General features: G+C 64.0%; 15 protein-coding genes. All 15 read left to right on the forward strand.

Going from position 1 to position 17774, the window contains the following annotated elements:
- Positions 1 to 13: 13 nt before the first annotated feature.
- The 15 genes from AC56LV_RS03885 (at position 14) to AC56LV_RS03955 (ending at position 17739) form a co-directional block, all read left to right on the forward strand.
- The gene (locus tag AC56LV_RS03885; RefSeq protein ID WP_499556122.1) at positions 14 to 2266 is read left to right on the forward strand and encodes a penicillin acylase family protein; all 2253 of its coding nucleotides are present in this window, start codon (positions 14 to 16) and stop codon (positions 2264 to 2266) included.
- Positions 2267 to 2356: 90 nt separating this feature from the next.
- Complete coding sequence (locus tag AC56LV_RS03890; protein ID WP_183551718.1) at positions 2357 to 2908, forward strand: thymidine kinase; 552 nt, start codon at positions 2357 to 2359, stop codon at positions 2906 to 2908.
- A gap of 4 nt (positions 2909 to 2912) precedes the next feature.
- On the forward strand, positions 2913 to 3503 hold the full coding sequence (locus AC56LV_RS03895) for a hypothetical protein (protein ID WP_499556123.1): 591 nt from the start codon (positions 2913 to 2915) through the stop codon (positions 3501 to 3503).
- 181 nt (positions 3504 to 3684) lie between these two features.
- Entirely contained in the window at positions 3685 to 6036 is a 2352-nt protein-coding gene (locus AC56LV_RS03900; protein WP_499556124.1) for a carboxy terminal-processing peptidase, read from the forward strand.
- Positions 6037 to 6394: 358 nt separating this feature from the next.
- A complete protein-coding gene (locus AC56LV_RS03905; protein ID WP_499556125.1) occupies positions 6395 to 7135 on the forward strand; it encodes a PEP-CTERM sorting domain-containing protein in 741 nt (246 codons plus the stop codon).
- 266 nt (positions 7136 to 7401) lie between these two features.
- Positions 7402 to 9105 carry a GspE/PulE family protein gene (locus AC56LV_RS03910; protein ID WP_499556126.1) on the forward strand — a complete coding sequence of 568 codons (1704 nt, stop codon included), beginning with the start codon at positions 7402 to 7404 and terminating at the stop codon, positions 9103 to 9105.
- A gap of 18 nt (positions 9106 to 9123) precedes the next feature.
- Complete coding sequence (locus AC56LV_RS03915; RefSeq protein ID WP_499556127.1) at positions 9124 to 10368, forward strand: type II secretion system F family protein; 1245 nt, start codon at positions 9124 to 9126, stop codon at positions 10366 to 10368.
- A gap of 270 nt (positions 10369 to 10638) precedes the next feature.
- A complete protein-coding gene (locus AC56LV_RS03920; RefSeq protein ID WP_499556128.1) occupies positions 10639 to 11097 on the forward strand; it encodes a prepilin-type N-terminal cleavage/methylation domain-containing protein in 459 nt (152 codons plus the stop codon).
- 188 nt (positions 11098 to 11285) lie between these two features.
- Positions 11286 to 12218: a type IV pilus biogenesis protein PilM gene (gene pilM, locus AC56LV_RS03925; RefSeq protein ID WP_499556129.1), complete on the forward strand. Its 933-nt coding sequence runs from the start codon at positions 11286 to 11288 to the stop codon at positions 12216 to 12218.
- A complete protein-coding gene (locus tag AC56LV_RS03930; RefSeq protein WP_499556130.1) occupies positions 12215 to 12874 on the forward strand; it encodes a PilN domain-containing protein in 660 nt (219 codons plus the stop codon). Before pilM ends, AC56LV_RS03930 begins: the two co-directional genes overlap by 4 nt.
- Entirely contained in the window at positions 12871 to 13593 is a 723-nt protein-coding gene (locus AC56LV_RS03935; protein ID WP_499556131.1) for a hypothetical protein, read from the forward strand. The genes AC56LV_RS03930 and AC56LV_RS03935 overlap by 4 nt, the downstream gene beginning before the upstream one ends.
- The gene (locus tag AC56LV_RS03940) at positions 13578 to 13940 is read left to right on the forward strand and encodes a hypothetical protein (protein ID WP_499556132.1); all 363 of its coding nucleotides are present in this window, start codon (positions 13578 to 13580) and stop codon (positions 13938 to 13940) included. The genes AC56LV_RS03935 and AC56LV_RS03940 overlap by 16 nt, the downstream gene beginning before the upstream one ends.
- A 21-nt stretch (positions 13941 to 13961) precedes the next feature.
- A complete protein-coding gene (mshL, locus tag AC56LV_RS03945) occupies positions 13962 to 15794 on the forward strand; it encodes a pilus (MSHA type) biogenesis protein MshL (RefSeq protein WP_499556133.1) in 1833 nt (610 codons plus the stop codon).
- Entirely contained in the window at positions 15794 to 16684 is an 891-nt protein-coding gene (locus AC56LV_RS03950) for an ExeA family protein (RefSeq protein ID WP_499556134.1), read from the forward strand. The genes mshL and AC56LV_RS03950 overlap by 1 nt, the downstream gene beginning before the upstream one ends.
- Complete coding sequence (locus AC56LV_RS03955; protein ID WP_499556135.1) at positions 16681 to 17739, forward strand: tetratricopeptide repeat protein; 1059 nt, start codon at positions 16681 to 16683, stop codon at positions 17737 to 17739. The genes AC56LV_RS03950 and AC56LV_RS03955 overlap by 4 nt, the downstream gene beginning before the upstream one ends.
- Positions 17740 to 17774 lie beyond the last annotated feature (35 nt).

A 17774-nucleotide genomic window follows, 5' to 3' on the forward strand; every position in this document is an offset into this window, starting at 1 on the left:
GGAGCCAGCCCCCATGCCCACGTCACGTTCGTTCACGCCGGCATTGCTCGGCTTGCTCCTGATCGGCGCCGCCGCGCCATCGTTCGCCGTTGCGCCCAAAAAGACGCCGATCACGGCCACGAGCGCGCAAGCTGCGCCGAGCGCGGCCACGGTCGCGCGCTGGAAGGCAACGGCCGAGCGCGTGACGATCATGCGCGACAAGTGGGGCATTCCGCACGTGTTTGGCCGCACCGATGCCGACACCGTGTTCGGCACGTTGTATGCGCAGGCCGAGGACGACTTCAACCGCATCGAACTCAATTACATCAATGCGATGGGGCGCCTGGCCGAAGTCGAGGGCGAGGCCGAGATCTGGCGCGACCTGCGCATGAAGCTGTACGTTCAGCCGGCCGCCATGCAGGCGCAATATGCGGCCAGTCCCGCCTGGCTGCAGAACCTGATGAAGGCGTTTGCCGATGGCCTGAACTATTACCTGTACACGCATCCCGAGGTCAAGCCGAAGCTCCTGACCCACTTCGAGCCGTGGATGGCGCTCACGTTCAGCGAAGGCAGCATCGGCGGTGATATCGAGTCGATCGAGCTGGCCGACCTGGCCGCGTTCTATGGCAAGCGCCCGGCGCTGGCGCAACTGAACACGCAGCGCCAGGATTCGCGCGGCTTCGCTCCCGAACCGCGCGGCTCGAACGGCTTTGCCATCGCGCCGAAACTGAGCGCCAATGGCCACGCGCTGTTGATGATCAACCCGCACACGTCGTTCTACTTCCGCCCCGAAGTGCACATGGTCAGCCAAGAGGGCCTGAATGCCTATGGCGCCGTGACCTGGGGCCAGTTCTTCATCTACCAGGGCTTCAACGACAAGCTGGGCTGGATGCACACGTCCGGTGGCGGCGACGTCATCGACGAATACCTGGAAACGGTCGTCGACCGCAACGGCGAGTATTTCTACAAATACGGCAAGCACGAGGCGCCGATGCGCAAGGTCGCCATTGCGCTGCCGTACAGGATGCCCGATGGGACGATGGCCAGCCGCAGCGTCACCGCCTACTTCACGCACCACGGCCCCGTCGTGCGCGCCGAGGGCGGCAAGTGGGTATCGGTCAAGCTGATGGACGACCCGCTCAATGCGCTGACCCAGTCGTACACCCGCACCAAGGCGCGTGACTACAGCGCCTTTTACAAGGCCATGGAGCTGCGCACCAATTCGTCCAACAACACGGTGTATGCCGATGCCAAGGGCAATATCGCTTACTTCCACGGTAACTTCATCCCGAAACGCGACCCGCGCGTGGACTGGACCCGCCCGGTGGACGGCAGCAATCCCGCCAACGAATGGCAGCGCCTGCACGAGATCGACGAGACCATCACGCTGTTCAACCCGGCCAGCGGCTACATCTTCAACACCAACAACTGGCCCTGCACGGCGGCCGGCGTGAGCAGCCCCAAGTGCGCTAACTACCCGTCGTACATGTGGTCGCTGCCCGAAAATGCGCGTGGCCGCAATGCCGCGCGCGTCTTCAAGGAGGCGAAGGGGCTCGATATCGACGGCCTGATCGCGGCCTCGTACGACACGCGCCTGCAGGCGTTCGAGCCGCTGGTGCCGGCCGTCATTGCCGACTACGACGCCTTGCCGCCGGAAGACCCGCGCAAGGCGGCGCTGGCCGAACAGATCGACGCGCTGCGCAGCTGGAACATGCGCTACGCCATCGACTCGGTCCCCACGTCGCTGGCCGTGTATTGGGGCCAGGACCTTGTGGCGCAGCACGGCGCGCGCGCAAAACTCGAGACGATTCCGCCGGTCGACTACATCGCCCAGCGCTTGAGCCCGGCGGACCGGCTCGACAGCTTGCTGCGCGCGTCGGACAAACTGACGGCCGACTTCGGCGACTGGCGCACGCCATGGGGCGAGATCAACCGCTTCCAGCGCCTCTCGGGCGCGGTCGACCAGCAATACGATGACAGCAAGCCGAGTATTCCGGTGCCGTTCACGTCCGCCAACTGGGGCTCGCTGGCCTCGTTCGGCATGACGGCCAAACAAACGACCAAGCGTATCTATGGCGACCGCGGCAACAGCTTCGTCGCCGCCGTCGAGTTCGGCCCGAAGGTGCGCGCCAAGAGCATCCTGGCCGGCGGCCAGAGCAGCGATCCCCGTTCGCCGCACTTCAACGATCAGGCTGCCATGTATGCGCGCGGCGAGTTCAAGGACGTGCTGTTCTACAAGGACGATATCGAGCGCAATCTCGAGCGGAAATACCATCCGGGCAAGTGAAAATCCGGTGGCGATTGGCTGGCGATCCAGGTTACCGGCACGCTATAATCGCAGCCTTCGTCGCATTGGATAGACAGGCAGGACAGGGCAGTGGCCAAACTTTATTTCAGGTACTCGGCGATGAACGCCGGCAAATCGACGGCCCTGTTGCAGGTCGCGCACAACTACGAAGAGCAGGGCCAGCAAGTCAAGCTCTACACGGCGGCAATCGACAACCGCTATGGCGTCGGCGTGATTACGTCGCGCCTGGGCGCGCAGCGGCCAGCCGAAGTCTTTCACGCAGACACCAACTTCCTCGACCAGGTCGAGAACGTCGCCTGCCTGCTGGTGGACGAGTCGCAATTTTTGACGGCGGCCCAGGTCAGCCAGCTGCACCAGCTGGCCCAGCTGCGTGGCGTGCCCGTGATCTGCTACGGCCTGCGCAGCGACTTTCGTGGCGAGCCATTCCCCGGCTCGGCCTATCTGCTGGCGCTGGCCGACGATATCGAGGAAATCAAGAACATCTGCACCTGCGGCAAGAAGGCGACGATGAATATCCGCGTCGACGAGCAGGGCCGCCGTATCCGCGAGGGCGAGCAGGTCAGTATCGGCGGCAACGAAAGCTACCGCCAGGCGTGCGGGCGCTGCTTCTACGCACGCTGACGCGATGCTCGCCGGCTGCAGCGCCTGGCTTCCCGCCGCCGCCTGCGCCATGGCAGCCGCGTCGCCCGACATCCTGATCTACCTGATTCCATCGGCAGCGCTGGCCTTCCTGCTGTGGATTGCCTCGGCCGCGCACCCTGTCTTTTTCGTATTCACCGCTGCCGGCACGCTGTGCCACGAGCTGGCGCATTTCTCGGTGGGTCTGCTCACCAATGCCGAACCCGTCGGGATGAGCGTGCTGCCGCGCCGCATCAAGCGGGCCAGGGGCAGCAAGGCCGGCGGGCACAACTGGGAACTCGGCTCGGTCACGTTTGCCAATCTGCGCTGGTATAACGCGGCGCCGGCCGCGCTGGCGCCACTCCTGGTGCTGTTCGTGCCGCTGGGCGTGGCCTGGTGGCGCACGCGCCATGGGCTGGCCTTCCAGCCGGTCGACCTCGCGCTGATGGTGTTTCTCGCGCCGCAGTTCCTGTCGTTCTGGCCGTCGCCGGTCGACTGGAAGCTGGCCGCCCGCTCGTGGCCGTGGGCGCCGCTGCTGATCCTGCTCGCCGTGCTCTGGTATTACGGCGACGCGCTATTGACGCTTGTCAAAGGGTAAATACAGGGGTGTGGGCAGGCTTACGGCAACCTTAATTGTCAGCATTTGCGGCGCCGCAAGCGGGTCAGGCCGGCGCTAACAGGCTGATCTACCTGTAGAATGAAGCGAAAAGCGCGGTATGGCAGGTTTGCCTTGCGCCATGCCGCAACCGCAACAGGAATCCCGTTCGGAGAATCGCAGAATGAAGAAGCACGTGCTCCTCGCCGCCATGGCGTTTGCCATGTCCGCCCATGTGGTGACCGCGCAGCCCGAGAAATCCGCTGCCGTCGCAACGCCACCGGCTCCGGCCAAGCCCGCCGATTCGGCGAAGTCTGCTGCCAAGCCCGCCGGCAAATCCGCCACCCCGGCCGTTCCCGCCGACATGAAGCCGATCGCTGCCCAGACCCAGGCCGCGCTGTGGGCCTCGCGCGTGCTCGGCCGCTACCACTACAGCCCCGTCCCGCTCGACGACGCGATGTCGGCGAAGATTTTCGATAAATACTTCGAAGGACTTGACAGCGAAAAGCTGTACTTCGTGCAGGCTGACCTCGACAGCTTTGGCGCCCTGCGCACGAAGATGGACGACGCCATCAACAACGAAGACCTGAGCGCGCCGTTTTCGATCTACAACATGTACCAGAAGCGCTTCGGCGAACGCATGGCGTACGCGCGTAGTCTGCTCAAGGGCAACTTCGACTTCTCGACCGACGAGACGATGCAGCTGGACCGCGAAAAAGCGGCGTGGGCCAAGAGCGAAGACGAAATCCACGATCTGTGGCGCAAGCGCGTCAAGAACGACTGGCTGCGCCTGAAGCTCGCCGGCAAGGACGATAAATCGATCCGCGAAACGCTCGACAAGCGCTACGAGAACTACGTCAACCGCATCGGCAAGCTGAACAACGAAGACGTGTTCCAGATGTTCATGAACGCGTATGCCACCGCCATCGAGCCGCACACCAACTATCTTGGTCCGCGCTCGGCCGACAACTTCGATATCGCGATGCGCCTGTCGCTGGAAGGCATCGGCTGCGTACTGCAGTCGCGCGACGACTACACGATCATCCGCGAAGTCGTGCCTGGCAGCCCGGCTGAAAAGTCCGGCAAGCTCAAGGTGGGCGACCGCATCGTCGGCGTTGCACAGGGCAATGCCCCGTTCACCGATGTGCTCGGCTGGCGTCTGGACGACGTGGTCGCGCTGGTGCGCGGCGAGAAGGGCACCACCGTGCGCCTCGACGTGATCCCGGGCGACGGCGGCGTCGACGCCAAGCACGTGAGTGTCTCGATGGTCCGCAACAAGATCAGCATGGAAGAGCAGGCCGCCAAGAAGTCGATCATCAAGGTCAAGGAAAACGGCGTCGAGCGCCGCATCGGCGTGATCGCGCTGCCGACCTTCTATCAAGACTTCGAAGGCCGCCGCAAGGGTGAAAAAGACTTCCGCAGCGCCACGCGCGACGTCGAGCGCATCCTGGTCGAGCTCAAGAAAGACAAGGTCGACAACGTCCTGATCGACTTGCGCAACAACGGCGGCGGTTCGCTGACCGAGGCCGTCGAACTGACCGGCCTGTTCATCGACAAGGGCCCGGTTGTCATGCAACGCACGGCGGAAGGCCGCGTCGAAGTCGAAAGCGACGTCAAGGCCGGCCTGGCGTGGGATGGCCCGATGGGCGTGCTGATCAACCGTGGTTCGGCTTCGGCGTCCGAGATTTTTGCAGCGGCGATCCAGGATTACGGCCGCGGCATCGTGATCGGCGAGCCGAGCTTCGGCAAGGGCACGGTCCAGACGCTGATCGACCTTGACCGCTTCGCACCGGGTGAAAAAGCCCGCTACGGCGAGCTGAAGATGACGATCGCCCAGTTCTTCCGTATCAATGGCGGCACCACGCAGCTGCGCGGCGTCACGCCGGACATCAAGCTGCCGGTCATGACCGACCTCGACAGCTTTGGCGAATCGTCGTACGACAACGCCCTGCCATGGGTGGCGATCAAGCCGGCCAATTACCTGCCGGCGGGCGACCTGAAGGAACTGGTGGCGCCGCTGCAGCAACGGCATGAAGCGCGCATCGCCAAGGACAAGGACTTCCAGTTCCTGCAGGAAGACATCGCTGAAGTGCTCAAGCTGCGCAAGGAGAACGTGATTTCGCTGAACGAGACCATCCGCCGCAAGGAGCGCGATACGCAGGATGCCCGCTCGAAGCTGCGTGAAGCCCGCCTGGGTGGCACGTCGGCGACGCCGGATGAACCTGTCAGCGGCCCGGGCAGCAAGGAAAAGCGCGCCGAAGCGCCGGACCCGACCAAGGCCAAGAAATCGGTCGTCGCCGTGCGCGGTACGCCCCGTCAGGATGATGGCCTGCAGGCAGACGAGCGCAATCTGCAATCCGAACTGGCAGCAGAGAAGGCGGCCAAGGATGCCAAGGACGTCATGCTGCAAGAGGCGGCCAACATCCTCGCCGATGAGGTGAGCATGCTCAAGACGGACACGCGGATGGCATCGCGCGTAATGCCGTACATGGTCGTCGCGCCAGCGGGCGGCGCGGTTAGCGCCAACGTCAAGTAAGCGTCTCATTCGTCGCGCGACGACGTCGCGCCACACAAAAAAGGCTGCATCCTCCCGGATGCAGCCTTTTTCATTCATACCACCCGTCTGACGTGACGATGGTGACAAAATAATACGAGAATTGTCATAAAAGTATCTAGGTTGCTTTGCGGATTCTGATCACTAAATTTCTATCTTTTCGCTTGGAATATGCGAATTATGCTTTTTTCAAATACATATTGGCATGAGTCAACCGTTTTATGACGATAAATGGGATGCACAATTTGATTGCAACCGATAGTTCCCTTTCCGAAACGCATGCTAGGATGGCTTCGTGCTTGCAAAAATAATAATTTTTACTTTCCTAGGAGTTACGTTCATGTCAATTCGCCACCTCGTTGTTGCATCGCTTCTGATTTCTGCAGGCGCAGCCCAGGCTGATGTCGTGTCCTCGGCTTCGCAACCGGTGTTCCAAACCGGCTGGAACTCGGGCAACGGTTCCAGTGTTATTGGCTCCGGTGTGCTCGGTAGCGGTGTCAGCCTGGTCGGCGGCATTGCGCACAATGCCAATACGGACCTGACGTCAGTGCTCGTCGGCAAAGCCAGCGCCAGTCTGTCGCAATCGGATGCCCAGAAGCTGTTCGTGCAGCAAGGCATCGACGCGAGCTACGTGCTGAGCGCCGGTAACGGCCTGCTGGCAGCGCGCTTTGGTAACTCGGCAGCAGTCATCAACGATGGCGACGGCGTCAAGATCGTACAAGGGCAAACCGGTCAGAGCGGCAGCGGCGCAACATCGCCAGCGGCTGGCGGCGCTGTCGGCGGCGGCGCGGCAGTTGGTGGTAGCGGCACTGGCACCGGTGCGGCTAGCGGTGGCACCGCGCCAGTAGCCGGTGGCAGCGGTAGCGTCGAGGTGAGCCTGCCGCCTGTGACGGGCGACATGGGTGGTGGCAATGCCACCCAGCCAGCAACGGATGCGGGCGCAGCAGCACCGGTCGCCGCTGACCCGAGCCTGATCCTGCCAAACGAGATCAACGAAGTGCCTGAGCCAGGTACGATCGCGCTGATGCTGGCTGGTCTGGCCGGCGTGGGCATGATCGGCCGCCGTCGCAAGGTCAAGTAAGCATCTTGACTTGCACCGCAGGGCGGCCATGATGCGCTGCCCGATCAATATGGCGCCAGCCTGGTCTGGCGCCATAGGCATTTGGGCATCAGTAGTCTGACGCCGGGTTTGTCAGCCTGGAATGCTGCGATTGCAGGTTTCGATAGGATTTCGTCATTGTGCGGCCATAGGATGACGCCAAAAGCCGACACATTTTAATTCCTTGAATCAATTTTTATTCTTTCTGGCATAGAATCTCTGCTGCAAGAATTAGACCAAGGAACGGTATGGCACGGCCAGAGAAAGTGCGTCTCGGCGAAGTATTGATGCAACAAAAGCTGTTGAGTGAAGAACAACTCCAGCAAGCCCTCGCGGACCAGAAGCGCACCGGCCGCAAGCTCGGGCGTGTTTTCGTCGAAAGCGGCTATGTTACCGAGGACCAGATTTCCGGCGCACTGGCGCGCCAGCTCGATATTCCGTATATCAACCTCAAGTTCTACAACATCAACGCCGACCTGGTGCGGCTGTTGCCCGAGACGGCTGCGCGCCGTTTTCGCGCACTGGTGCTGGAAGACCGGGGCGACGCCATGCTGGTGGGCGTGTCTGACCCGACCGATTTGTTCGCCTACGATGAAATCGCGCGCCTGATCAAGAAGGGCGTCGAGCTGGCCGTGGTCAACGAGACCGAAGTGCTGGGCGCGATCGACCGTATCTATCGCCGCACCGGCGAGATCACGGGCCTGGCGCGCGAGGTCGAAGCCGACCTGGGCGACGTGTCCATCGACTTCGGTGCGCTGGCGGCCAACCCGGGGCTTGAAGAAGCGCCGATCGTCAAGCTGCTGCAATCGGTGTTCGACGATGCCGCCCAGGTGCGCGCATCGGACATCCACATTGAACCGCAGGACGGGCGCCTGCAGATCCGTTTTCGCATCGACGGCGTGCTGCACCTGCAGACCGAGGCCGACCTGAAAGTGGCCACGCCGCTGGCGCTGCGCCTCAAGCTGATGGCCGACCTGGACATCTCCGAAAAACGCTTGCCGCAGGATGGCCGGTTTGCTGTCAAGGTGCGCAACCAGCGCATCGACGTGCGTATCTCGACGATGCCGACGCAGTACGGCGAATCGGTCGTCATGCGCCTCTTGAACCAGGGCGGCACGAATCTGCGCCTGGACGCCATCGGCATGCCGGCGCGCCTGGTGGAGCGGTTCCGCGCGATTGTCGCGCGCCCGAACGGGCTGGTGCTGGTCACCGGGCCGACCGGTAGCGGCAAGACGACGACGCTCTACAGCGCGCTGGCCGAACTCAATTCGGTCGAGAAAAAACTGATCACGGTCGAAGACCCGGTCGAGTATCGCCTGTCTGGCATCAACCAGGTGCAGGTGAACGACAAGATCGAACTCTCGTTTGCGCGCGTGCTGCGCTCGGCGCTGCGGCAAGACCCGGACATCGTGCTGGTCGGCGAGATGCGCGACCAGGAAACGGCGCAGATCGGCCTGCGCGCTGCAATGACGGGTCACCTGGTGCTCTCGACGCTGCACACGAACGATGCGGCCAGCACGCCGCTGCGCCTGATGGACATGGGCGTGCCGCGCTACATGGTCGGCGGCTCGCTGCAGGCCGTGCTGGCCCAGCGCCTGGTGCGCGTGATCTGCGAGAGCTGCACGGTCGACTACCAGCCGGCCGCAAACGAAGTCGAATGGCTGCGCTCGGAACTGAAAGAGCTCGCCGCGACGACGCGCTTCTTCCACGGCAAGGGCTGCTCGCATTGCAATGGCACCGGCTACCGGGGCCGTACCGGCGTCTATGAATTGCTGGAAATGACGCGCGCCGTGACCGAGGCCGTCAACCATCCTGATCCGGGGCACTTCCTGAAAGTGGCCCAGGCCGAGATGCGCGGCGACACGCTGCGCCGCCATGCGGTGAGCCTGGCCGTGCAGGGGCGCTCGACGATCTCCGAGGCGATGCGGGTCAGTAACCAGTTCGACGATTAAGGCGAGGGCCAATAAACGATGCCATTTTTCGCCTACAAAGGCCGCGACGGACGCGGTGAGTTGCTGCAGGGCGTGCTCGAAGGCGCCGACAGCGGCGCCGTCGCCGACCAGTTGTTCGGCAGCGGCGTGACGCCGCTCGAGATCAGCGTGACCAAGCGCCGCGCGACCAGCGGCGGCGCTGGCAGCAGCCTGGGCTGGCGCGAGCGCCTGTTCGAAAAAAAGGTGACGTCGATGGACGTGCAACTGTTCAGCCGCCAGATCTACACGCTACTGAAATCAGGCGTGCCGATCATGCGCGGGCTGGCCGGTCTGCAGGAGTCGGCCATCAGCACGTCGTTCGCACGCATCATCAAGGACCTGCGCGAGTCGCTCGACGCCGGCCGTGAGCTGTCGATCGCGATGGGCCGCCACCCGCTCGTGTTCACGCCGTTCTACCTGTCGATGGTTAAGGTCGGTGAAATGACGGGGCGCCTGGAGGAAGTCTTCCTGCGTTTGTTCGATCACCTCGAGTTCGATCGCGACATGCGCGAGCGCGTCAAGACGGCGCTGCGGTATCCGACCTTTGTTGTCATCGCCATGGTGCTGGCGATGGTCGTCGTGAATATTTTTGTGATCCCCAAGTTTGCCTCGGTGTTCGCGTCGTTTGGCGCCGAATTGCCCTTGATGACGCGCGTGCTGCTGACGACCTCGCAATTCACGATCGCCTGGTGGCCAGCACTCGCTGGCGTGACCGTTGCGTCGATCGTCGGCTTCAAGGCCTGGGCCCGCACGGTGAATGGCCGCTTGATCTGGGACCGCGTCAAGCTGCGCCTGCCAGTTGCCGGCAAGATCATCCACAAAGGAACGATGGCGCGCTTTGCGCGGAGCTTCGCGCTGTCGCTGCGCAGTGGCGTACCGATCGTGCAGGCATTGACGGTGGTGTCGCAGACGGCGGATAACGCCTATCTCAGTTCGCGTATCGACCAGATGCGCGATGGCGTTGAGCGCGGGGAGAGCATCCTGCGTACCTCCACCGCTGCGAACGTGTTCACGCCGATCGTCCTGCAGATGATCGCCGTGGGCGAGGAAACCGGTTCGATCGATGACCTGATGGATGAGATCGCCCTGATGTACGAGCGCGAAGTCGACTATGAGCTCAAGACGCTCTCGAGCCAGATCGAGCCGATCCTGATTACCTTCCTGGGCGTTATGGTGCTGATTCTGGCGCTGGGTATTTTCCTGCCGATCTGGGATCTGGGACAGGCCGCATTGCATCCGAAATAACACGGGTCGCAGACGAGTGTTGCGTAATGGCACCAAATCGGGGGTTGCCGGGCGGGAAATTCGCGTTAGCTCAAAATACTTTGTGGAAAGTTCTTCCTGTATATCGAAATTTCCCTAGGCCAATGTAGAATTCTTTGTGCGCTCTCCGCCGTCAGGCCGGGATGAGGGCAAAGATATCAGAGGGATCGGTCTACTGCGTGCCTTGGTGCACCGGTCCTCAATCATACAGTCGAAAGGATTTTCATCCTTTCAATCATACGGAGAGTAGCGATGAACAAAGGTTTCAACAAAGGCGCGCAAGGCGGTTTCACCCTGATCGAACTGATCGTCGTGATCGTCATCCTGGGCATTCTTGCAGCAACGGCGCTGCCGAAGTTCGCGAGCCTGAGTGGCGATGCACGCGGGGCCTCGCTGAAAGGCGCGAGGGGCGCGATCTCCGCTGCGTCGTCGATGCTGCATGGTAAGTGGCTGATCAATAACGCGAGCACAATCGTCGTTGAAGGAGCAAGCATTGACATGCTCTTTGGCTACCCAACCCAAGGCACGATCGCATTGGCAGCCGGTTTGGATCCAAAAGAATACACGCCGACGCCGAATGGTCAGCAAATCATCTTCAGGCCAGCTAACATGCCGGCAGCGCTGAATGGAACGTGCTTTGTCTCCTACAACGAAGCCACGGCTGCCGTGCCAGCGCCAGTCATCGTCGTTAATACCGAGAAGTGCGAATAATTCGCCAGTAGCCGATCGAACAGGCGCTGCCATGGCAGCGCCTTTTTTTATCGCTGGTGGCATGGTTGCCACATGCTGCACATCAACATCACCGATACTGTGATTTTTTGTGATTTCTCTCAATCACTCTTGTCTATAATCAAGACTTTGTCGGTGACGACCTTTACTGCTAACAATCAGCGGCCTGCATGCGTTTGTTTAAGAAATCCAGGAAGAAAACCGGTTGGCTCGCTTTTGTCATTGCCGGCGAGCACGTGCTGGCCGCCAGTGTCGAGCGCATGCCGGACGCCAAGCCCGTCCTGCGCCTTGCCGCGCCGGTGACTGCCCCATCGGTTGCCGAGGCCATCGACAAGGTTGGCCGCGACAGCCAGGCCAGCCTACGCCATTGCAGCACCTTGCTCAGTGGCGGCGAATACCAGATGCTCAACGTTGAAGCGCCCAGCGTGCCACGCGAAGAGATGAAAACGGCGATGCGCTGGCGCCTCAAGGACGTCCTCGACTTTCCCGCCGCCGAAGCCACCATCGACGTGCTCGACATCGCGCTGGACGCCAACTCGCGCGCCCAGCAATCGGTGTTCGTTGTCGCGGCAAAAAACAGCATCATCGCGCCGCGCCAGAAACTGTTCCTGGACGCCAAGGTCGAACTGGCCGCCATCGATATCCCGGAAATGGCTCAGCGCAATTTGTCGGCCATGCTCGAGCCGGAAGGCCGCGGCATTGCCATGCTGTCGTTTGGCAATGACGGTGGCCTGCTGACGGTGTCGTACCGCGGCGAGCTCTACCTGTCGCGCCGCTTCGATGTCACGCTGGCGCAATTGCTCGAACCCGACCACGACCGCAAGAACGCGAGCTTCGATAAGATCACGCTCGAGCTGCAGCGCTCGCTCGACCATTTCGAACGCCAGTATTCGTTCATCAGCGTCGCCAAGCTCATTCTCGGCCCATCGGCCGTGACGGGGCTCGACGAATACCTGTCCAGCAATCTGTACACGCCGGTCGAAACGCTGAACCTGGCGAGCCTGTTCGACCTGTCGCGCACGCCCGAGCTGGCCGACCTGGCCCAGCAGCAGCGCTTTTTCCTGGCCATCGGCGGCGCGCTGCGGGACGGGGAGGGCGCATGAGCCAGCAAATCAATCTGTTCAATCCGGCGTTCCAGCCGCAAAAGCACGTGCTGTCGGCAGCGCAGCTGGCGCTGGCCGCCGGCGTGATCGTCGTCGGCATCGCCGGCCTGGCACTGATGGGGAGCATACGCACGGCCGAACTGCAGCAGCAGGCCGATGCCGGTGCGGTGCAGCTCGACAAGCAGCAAGCACGCCTGGCCTCGGTCAATACCGAATTCGTGCCGCGGGCGAAAGACGCGACGATGGCGGACCAGCTCCTTGGCGCCGACCGCAAGCTGGCCGCCATGCGCCACGTATCGGGCGCGCTGGCACGGGGCGAACTGGGTGACACGAACGGCTTCGGCGGCTACTTCAAGGCCCTCGCGCGCCAGAGCATGCCGGGGCTGTGGCTGACCGGCGTGACGGTCGATGCGGGCGGCGCCCAGATCGGCATCCGCGGCCGTGCCATGGACCCGGCCATGGTGCCTGGCTACCTGAATCGCCTGACAAGCGAGCCCCTGATGCAGGGCAAGTCGTTCGCCAGCCTGCAAATCGGCGAAGCGGCGCCGCTGCCGGTGCCGGCAGCCGCGCCCGGCGCGGACGGCCAGCCCGCCACCCGCGCCGCGCCGTATGTCGAATTCAGCCTGCAGTCGGTCGCCGAGGAGCCACGGCCATGAGCGCGTCGATCAGGCAGCGCGTGCTCCAGCTTGCGGCGCGTATCGACGCCCTGTCGCTGCGCGAGCGCGGCATGGTGTTCGGCGCCACCATCGCCGTGCTGGTGTTTGCCGGGCACACGTTCGTGCTGGCGCCGCAGGATGCGAAGCAGGCAGCGCTGCGCACGCAGATTGAGCAACAGCAGGCCGCGAGCACCGCCATCGATGGCGAGATCACGGCGCGCGTGGAGGCTTCCCGGATCGACCCCGACGCCCAGTCCCGCACCCGCCTTAACACGATGCAGCAGGAGATGGGGCAACTGGGCAGCGAGCTGCTGGCGCTTGAACACGGCCTGGTGCCGCCCGAGCGCATGGGACCGCTGGTCGAAGGCATCCTGCGCGCCAACGGCCGCCTCAAGCTCGTCTCGATGCGGACACTGCCGGCCGAACCGCTGGCCGCACCGGGCGCCACTGCAGCCACGGCAGCCACGGCAGCACCGGCAGCGCCGGCAACACCTGCGCCTGCAGCGGGGGGCGACGTGCCCTTGCTGTACCGGCACGGTGTCGAAGTCACCGTGCGTGGCAACTACCTCGACATGGTCGACTACATGAGCACACTCGACGCGATGCCGACGCGGATGTTCTGGGGCCGCGCCCAGCTCGACGTCGAAACCTATCCGACCGCGCGCCTGACGCTCACGCTGCATACGCTCAGCCTGGACCGACAATGGATGAAGCTGTGAAGAACCTGACCAAGACCGTGCTGGCATGCCTTGCGCTGTGCCAGCTGCCTGCCGTCGCGCAGCCGTTGCAGGACCCGACCCGCCCGCCGGCCGGCATGGACCGGATCGCGCTCGATCCGGCCGTGCAGCGCGATGTCCCGCGCCTGCAATCGGTGCTGATCGCGCCGCATGCGGGCGGGCGCCACGTGGCCGTCATCGACGGCGAGACGCTGCGCCTGGGCGAGAGCTACAAGGGCGCACGGATCACGAGTATCAAGCCTGGCGAGGTCATCCTCGTGCGCGGCAACGCGCGCCAGGTGCTGCGCATGGATGCACCGCTGTCCGGCATGACGCCGGTTGCCCGCTAACCAATGAAGTACGTACCCACCATGACACCCAAGTTTGTAATGGCGCCGCGCGCGCTGGCCGTGGCGCTCGCCGTCACCGTGCTCCTTGGCGGCTGCCAGAGCGCGCCACAGAACGCCACCTATGACGCGATCACGAAAGAGCTGACGAAAGCCAGCACCCAGCAGGGCGCCCGCCCCGCAGTGGACGACGCGGTGGCCAATGCGCTGCTGCCGCCGGCAGCGACGCTGGCCAGCCAGCTGCCCAAGGCCAGGCCGGCGCTGGAAGAGCGCTTCAACGTCGCCTTCAACAACGTCCCGGCGCAGCAGTTCTTCCGCTCGATCGTGGCCGGCACCCGCTACAACATGCTCGTGCACCCGGACGTGACGGGCAATATCAGCGCCAACCTGAAGGACGTGACGCTGGTCGAAACGCTGGAAGCGGTGCGCGACATGTATGGCTACGACTACAAGATCGACGGCGCCCGCATCGCGATCCGCCCGCTGACGATGCAGACCCGCATGTTCCATGTGAATTACCTGACGGCCCAGCGCAGCGGCAGTTCCAATCTGCGCGTGTCTTCCACTTCGGTGGCCGACGCCGGCAATGGCAACAACAATAACAACGGCGGCGGCGGCGGTGGCGGCAACAACAACCGCAGCCAGAACAACGGCAACCAGAACGGTAACAACGGCAACAACAATAACAACAACAGCAGCAACGGCCAGACCCAGACCAACAGCACCGACGTGCGCACACACTCGGACAACGACTTCTGGGGCGATTTAAAACTGTCGATTGCCGCCATCGTCGGCTCGACAGAAGGCGGGCGCAGCGTCGTCGTCAGCCCGCAATCGGGCGTGCTTGTGATCCGCGCGATGCCGGACGAACTGCGCAACGTCGACGCCTACCTGAAGGCCACCCAGCTGTCCGTCGACCGCCAGGTGATCCTGGAAGCCAAGATCCTCGAGGTGGAACTCAACGACAGCTTCCAGAGCGGCATCAACTGGGCCTCGTTCGCATCGTTCCGCGGCTCGCACCCGAACCGCGTTTCCGGTGGCCTGATCTCGCCCGGCGCCAACCTGGCGCCACTGCCGTACACGGGCGGCCAGCCGCCTGTCATCAACAGCGGCCAGGGCCTCGCGGCCAGCACCGGCTTCTCGCTGTCGAATGCTGCCACGGCGGCCGGTTCGTTGTTCGGCTTCGCCTTCCAGACGAATAACTTCGCGGCGCTGATCACGTTCCTCGAGTCGCAGGGCAGTGTGCACGTGCTGTCGAGCCCCCGCATCGCCGCGGTGAACAACCAGAAGGCCGTGCTCAAGATCGGCACCGATGAATTCTTCGTCACCGGTGTGACCAACAACATCACGACCGGCGACAACGGCAGCATCGTCAGCCCGAGCGTGACGGTGCAGCCGTTCTTCTCCGGTGTCGTGCTCGACGTGACGCCGCAGATCGACGCCAATGGCAATATCCTGCTGCACGTGCACCCGTCGGTCAGCCAGGTCACCACCGTCAACAAGGATGTCGACCTGGGCTCGGGCGGCACGCTGCGCCTGCCGCTGGCAGCATCGAGCACGTCGGAACTCGACAGCATCGTGCGCGGCCGTAACGGGCAAGTGGTTGCCATCGGCGGCTTGATGCGCCAGGCCTCCACCGGCGACACCGACCAGCTGCCGGGCGCCGACAAGATCCCGCTCCTGGGCAACCTGTTTCGCAACAAGAACCGGACCAACCAGAAGCGCGAGCTGGTTGTCCTGATCAAGCCGACCATCGTCGAAGGCGCCAGCGACTGGAGCGAAGACATGATGGACGCGAGCCGCCGCATCGAGCAGCTCGATCCCCGCAGCCGTGCTGCTGGCTGGGGCGTTGACTGATGTACGCGGCGCATTTTGGCCTGCGCGAGCTGCCGTTCGGGATCACGCCGGATACCAGCTTTTTCTTCGGCAGCCCGCGTTCGCAGGAAGCCCTCAACACGCTCCTGGTGGCGGCGCGCAGCGGCGAAGGCTTCATCAAGATCACGGGCGAAGTCGGCACCGGCAAGACGCTCCTGTGCCGCAAGTTCATGGCGACGCTCGGTGAGGGATTCGTCACGGCTTACATCCCGAACCCGTACCTCGAACCGCGCACGTTGATGCTGGCGCTGGCCGACGAACTGGAGATCGTGCTCGAGCGCGACGTCGACCAGCACCAGCTACTCAAGGCGATCAACCTGCGCCTGCTGCAACTGGCCGCGCAGGACCTGCGCGTCGTGCTGTGCCTGGACGAAGCGCAGGCCATTCCCGTCGACAGCCTGGAAGCCCTGCGGCTGCTGACGAACCTGGAAACGGAAAAGCGCAAGCTGCTGCAGATCGTCCTGTTCGGCCAGCCCGAGCTCAATCGCAAGCTGCAACTGGACTCGATCCGCCAGCTGGCCCAGCGCATCACGTTCCACTACCACCTGGGACCGTTGAACCGCGACGACATCGATTTTTATTTGGCGCACCGGCTGCGCGTGGCCGGCTTCACCGGCGCGCGGCTGTTTTCCAGCGCCGCGATCCGCAGCCTGTACCAGGCCAGCGGCGGCGTGCCGCGCCTGGTCAACATCATGGCGCACAAGGCGATGATGCTCAGTTATGGCCAGGGCAAGCAGCAGGTCGCAGGTGGCCATGTCGCCATCGCTGCGCGTGACACGGTGGGTGTGGGCCGCGCGATCCGCCAGTGGCTGACGGGCGGCGCAATCGTCATGGGCGCCCTTGGCGTGTTTGCCTGGGTGGTGGCGCCATGAGCCCCATTAACAAGATGCTCAAGGACCTCGATGCCCGTGCCGGCCAGCCTGGCGCGGCGCCGCTGCCGGCCGACGTGCGGCCCGTGGCGGCGCCCGAGCGGCGTGGACCGGTGCTGCGCGCGGCGCTGTTTGGTGGCGCGCTGCTGGCGGTCGGCGCCGGTGTCGCCGGCTGGAAGATGATGCAGACGGCGCCTGCGCCAACGCCGGCCATGCTGGCGGCTGCGCCGGCCCCGGCACGCACGGCGGTGGTAGTGGACATGCCGGCGGCGGCGCCGGTGCAGGTGGTCGATGTGGCGCCAGCCGTGCCAGCGCCGCCACCGGAGCCGGAGCCGGCACCGGAACCAGCACCCGAGCCCACACCGGCACCAGCACCGGCGCCCAAGCGTGTCAGGCCGGTCGCTCCGGCACCAACCGCCAAGCCCGCACCACGCACGGTTTCGGTGGCGAAGAACACACCGGCTGCGCCGCCTGCCGGCCGCACCGACACGCCGTCGCAACGGGCCGAAAACGCCTACCGGCGCGCGCTCGGCGTGCTGGAAGACGGCCGCGTGACGGAAGCCATCGCCACGCTGCAAGCGGGCCTGCAGATCGATCCGCGCCACGAAGCGGCGCGCCAGACGCTGGTGGGCCTGCTGATCGAAGCGGGCCGTCCGGACGATGCGATGCGCCAGTTGCAGGCCGCGCTCGCAATCGACGCGCGCCAGCCGGCGCTGGCGATGCTGCTGGCGCGCCTGCAGCTCGAACGGGGCGGGCCGGCCATCGAGACCATGACGCGCACGCTGCCCTATGCGGCGGGCAATGGCGAGTACCACGCATTCCTGGCCGGCGTGCTGCAGCGCGAAGGCCGTGTGCATGAAGCGGCCGATCATTACCAGGCCGCGCTCAAGCGCTCGCCCGGCAACGGTGTGTGGTGGATGGGCCTGGGCATCGCGCTGCAGGCTGACAAGCGCGACGCCGAAAGCCGCGCCGCCTTCATGCAGGCGCAGGCCAGCGGGACGCTGTCGCCCGAACTGCAGGCCTTCGTCGAGCGCCGGCTGGGCCAACCCGGTCGTTGAGGCCGCCGCCGGGGAGGGCGGGCATGGTAAAGTGT

It is taken from the genome of Telluria sp. RB2R28 (assembly GCF_059685835.1).

Excerpts from the sequence above, each read along its gene's own strand:
- AC56LV_RS03885 (WP_499556122.1), top strand. The coding sequence starts at position 14 with ATGCCCACGTCACGTTCGTTCACGCCGGCATTGCTCGGCTTGCTCCTG.
- AC56LV_RS03895 (WP_499556123.1), top strand. The coding sequence starts at position 2,913 with ATGCTCGCCGGCTGCAGCGCCTGGCTTCCCGCCGCCGCCTGCGCCATG.
- AC56LV_RS03900 (WP_499556124.1), top strand. The coding sequence starts at position 3,685 with ATGAAGAAGCACGTGCTCCTCGCCGCCATGGCGTTTGCCATGTCCGCC.
- AC56LV_RS03905 (WP_499556125.1), top strand. The coding sequence starts at position 6,395 with ATGTCAATTCGCCACCTCGTTGTTGCATCGCTTCTGATTTCTGCAGGC.
- AC56LV_RS03910 (WP_499556126.1), top strand. The coding sequence starts at position 7,402 with ATGGCACGGCCAGAGAAAGTGCGTCTCGGCGAAGTATTGATGCAACAA.
- AC56LV_RS03915 (WP_499556127.1), top strand. The coding sequence starts at position 9,124 with ATGCCATTTTTCGCCTACAAAGGCCGCGACGGACGCGGTGAGTTGCTG.
- AC56LV_RS03920 (WP_499556128.1), top strand. The coding sequence starts at position 10,639 with ATGAACAAAGGTTTCAACAAAGGCGCGCAAGGCGGTTTCACCCTGATC.
- pilM (WP_499556129.1), top strand. The coding sequence starts at position 11,286 with ATGCGTTTGTTTAAGAAATCCAGGAAGAAAACCGGTTGGCTCGCTTTT.
- AC56LV_RS03930 (WP_499556130.1), top strand. The coding sequence starts at position 12,215 with ATGAGCCAGCAAATCAATCTGTTCAATCCGGCGTTCCAGCCGCAAAAG.
- AC56LV_RS03935 (WP_499556131.1), top strand. The coding sequence starts at position 12,871 with ATGAGCGCGTCGATCAGGCAGCGCGTGCTCCAGCTTGCGGCGCGTATC.
- AC56LV_RS03940 (WP_499556132.1), top strand. The coding sequence starts at position 13,578 with ATGGATGAAGCTGTGAAGAACCTGACCAAGACCGTGCTGGCATGCCTT.
- mshL (WP_499556133.1), top strand. The coding sequence starts at position 13,962 with ATGACACCCAAGTTTGTAATGGCGCCGCGCGCGCTGGCCGTGGCGCTC.
- AC56LV_RS03950 (WP_499556134.1), top strand. The coding sequence starts at position 15,794 with ATGTACGCGGCGCATTTTGGCCTGCGCGAGCTGCCGTTCGGGATCACG.
- AC56LV_RS03955 (WP_499556135.1), top strand. The coding sequence starts at position 16,681 with ATGAGCCCCATTAACAAGATGCTCAAGGACCTCGATGCCCGTGCCGGC.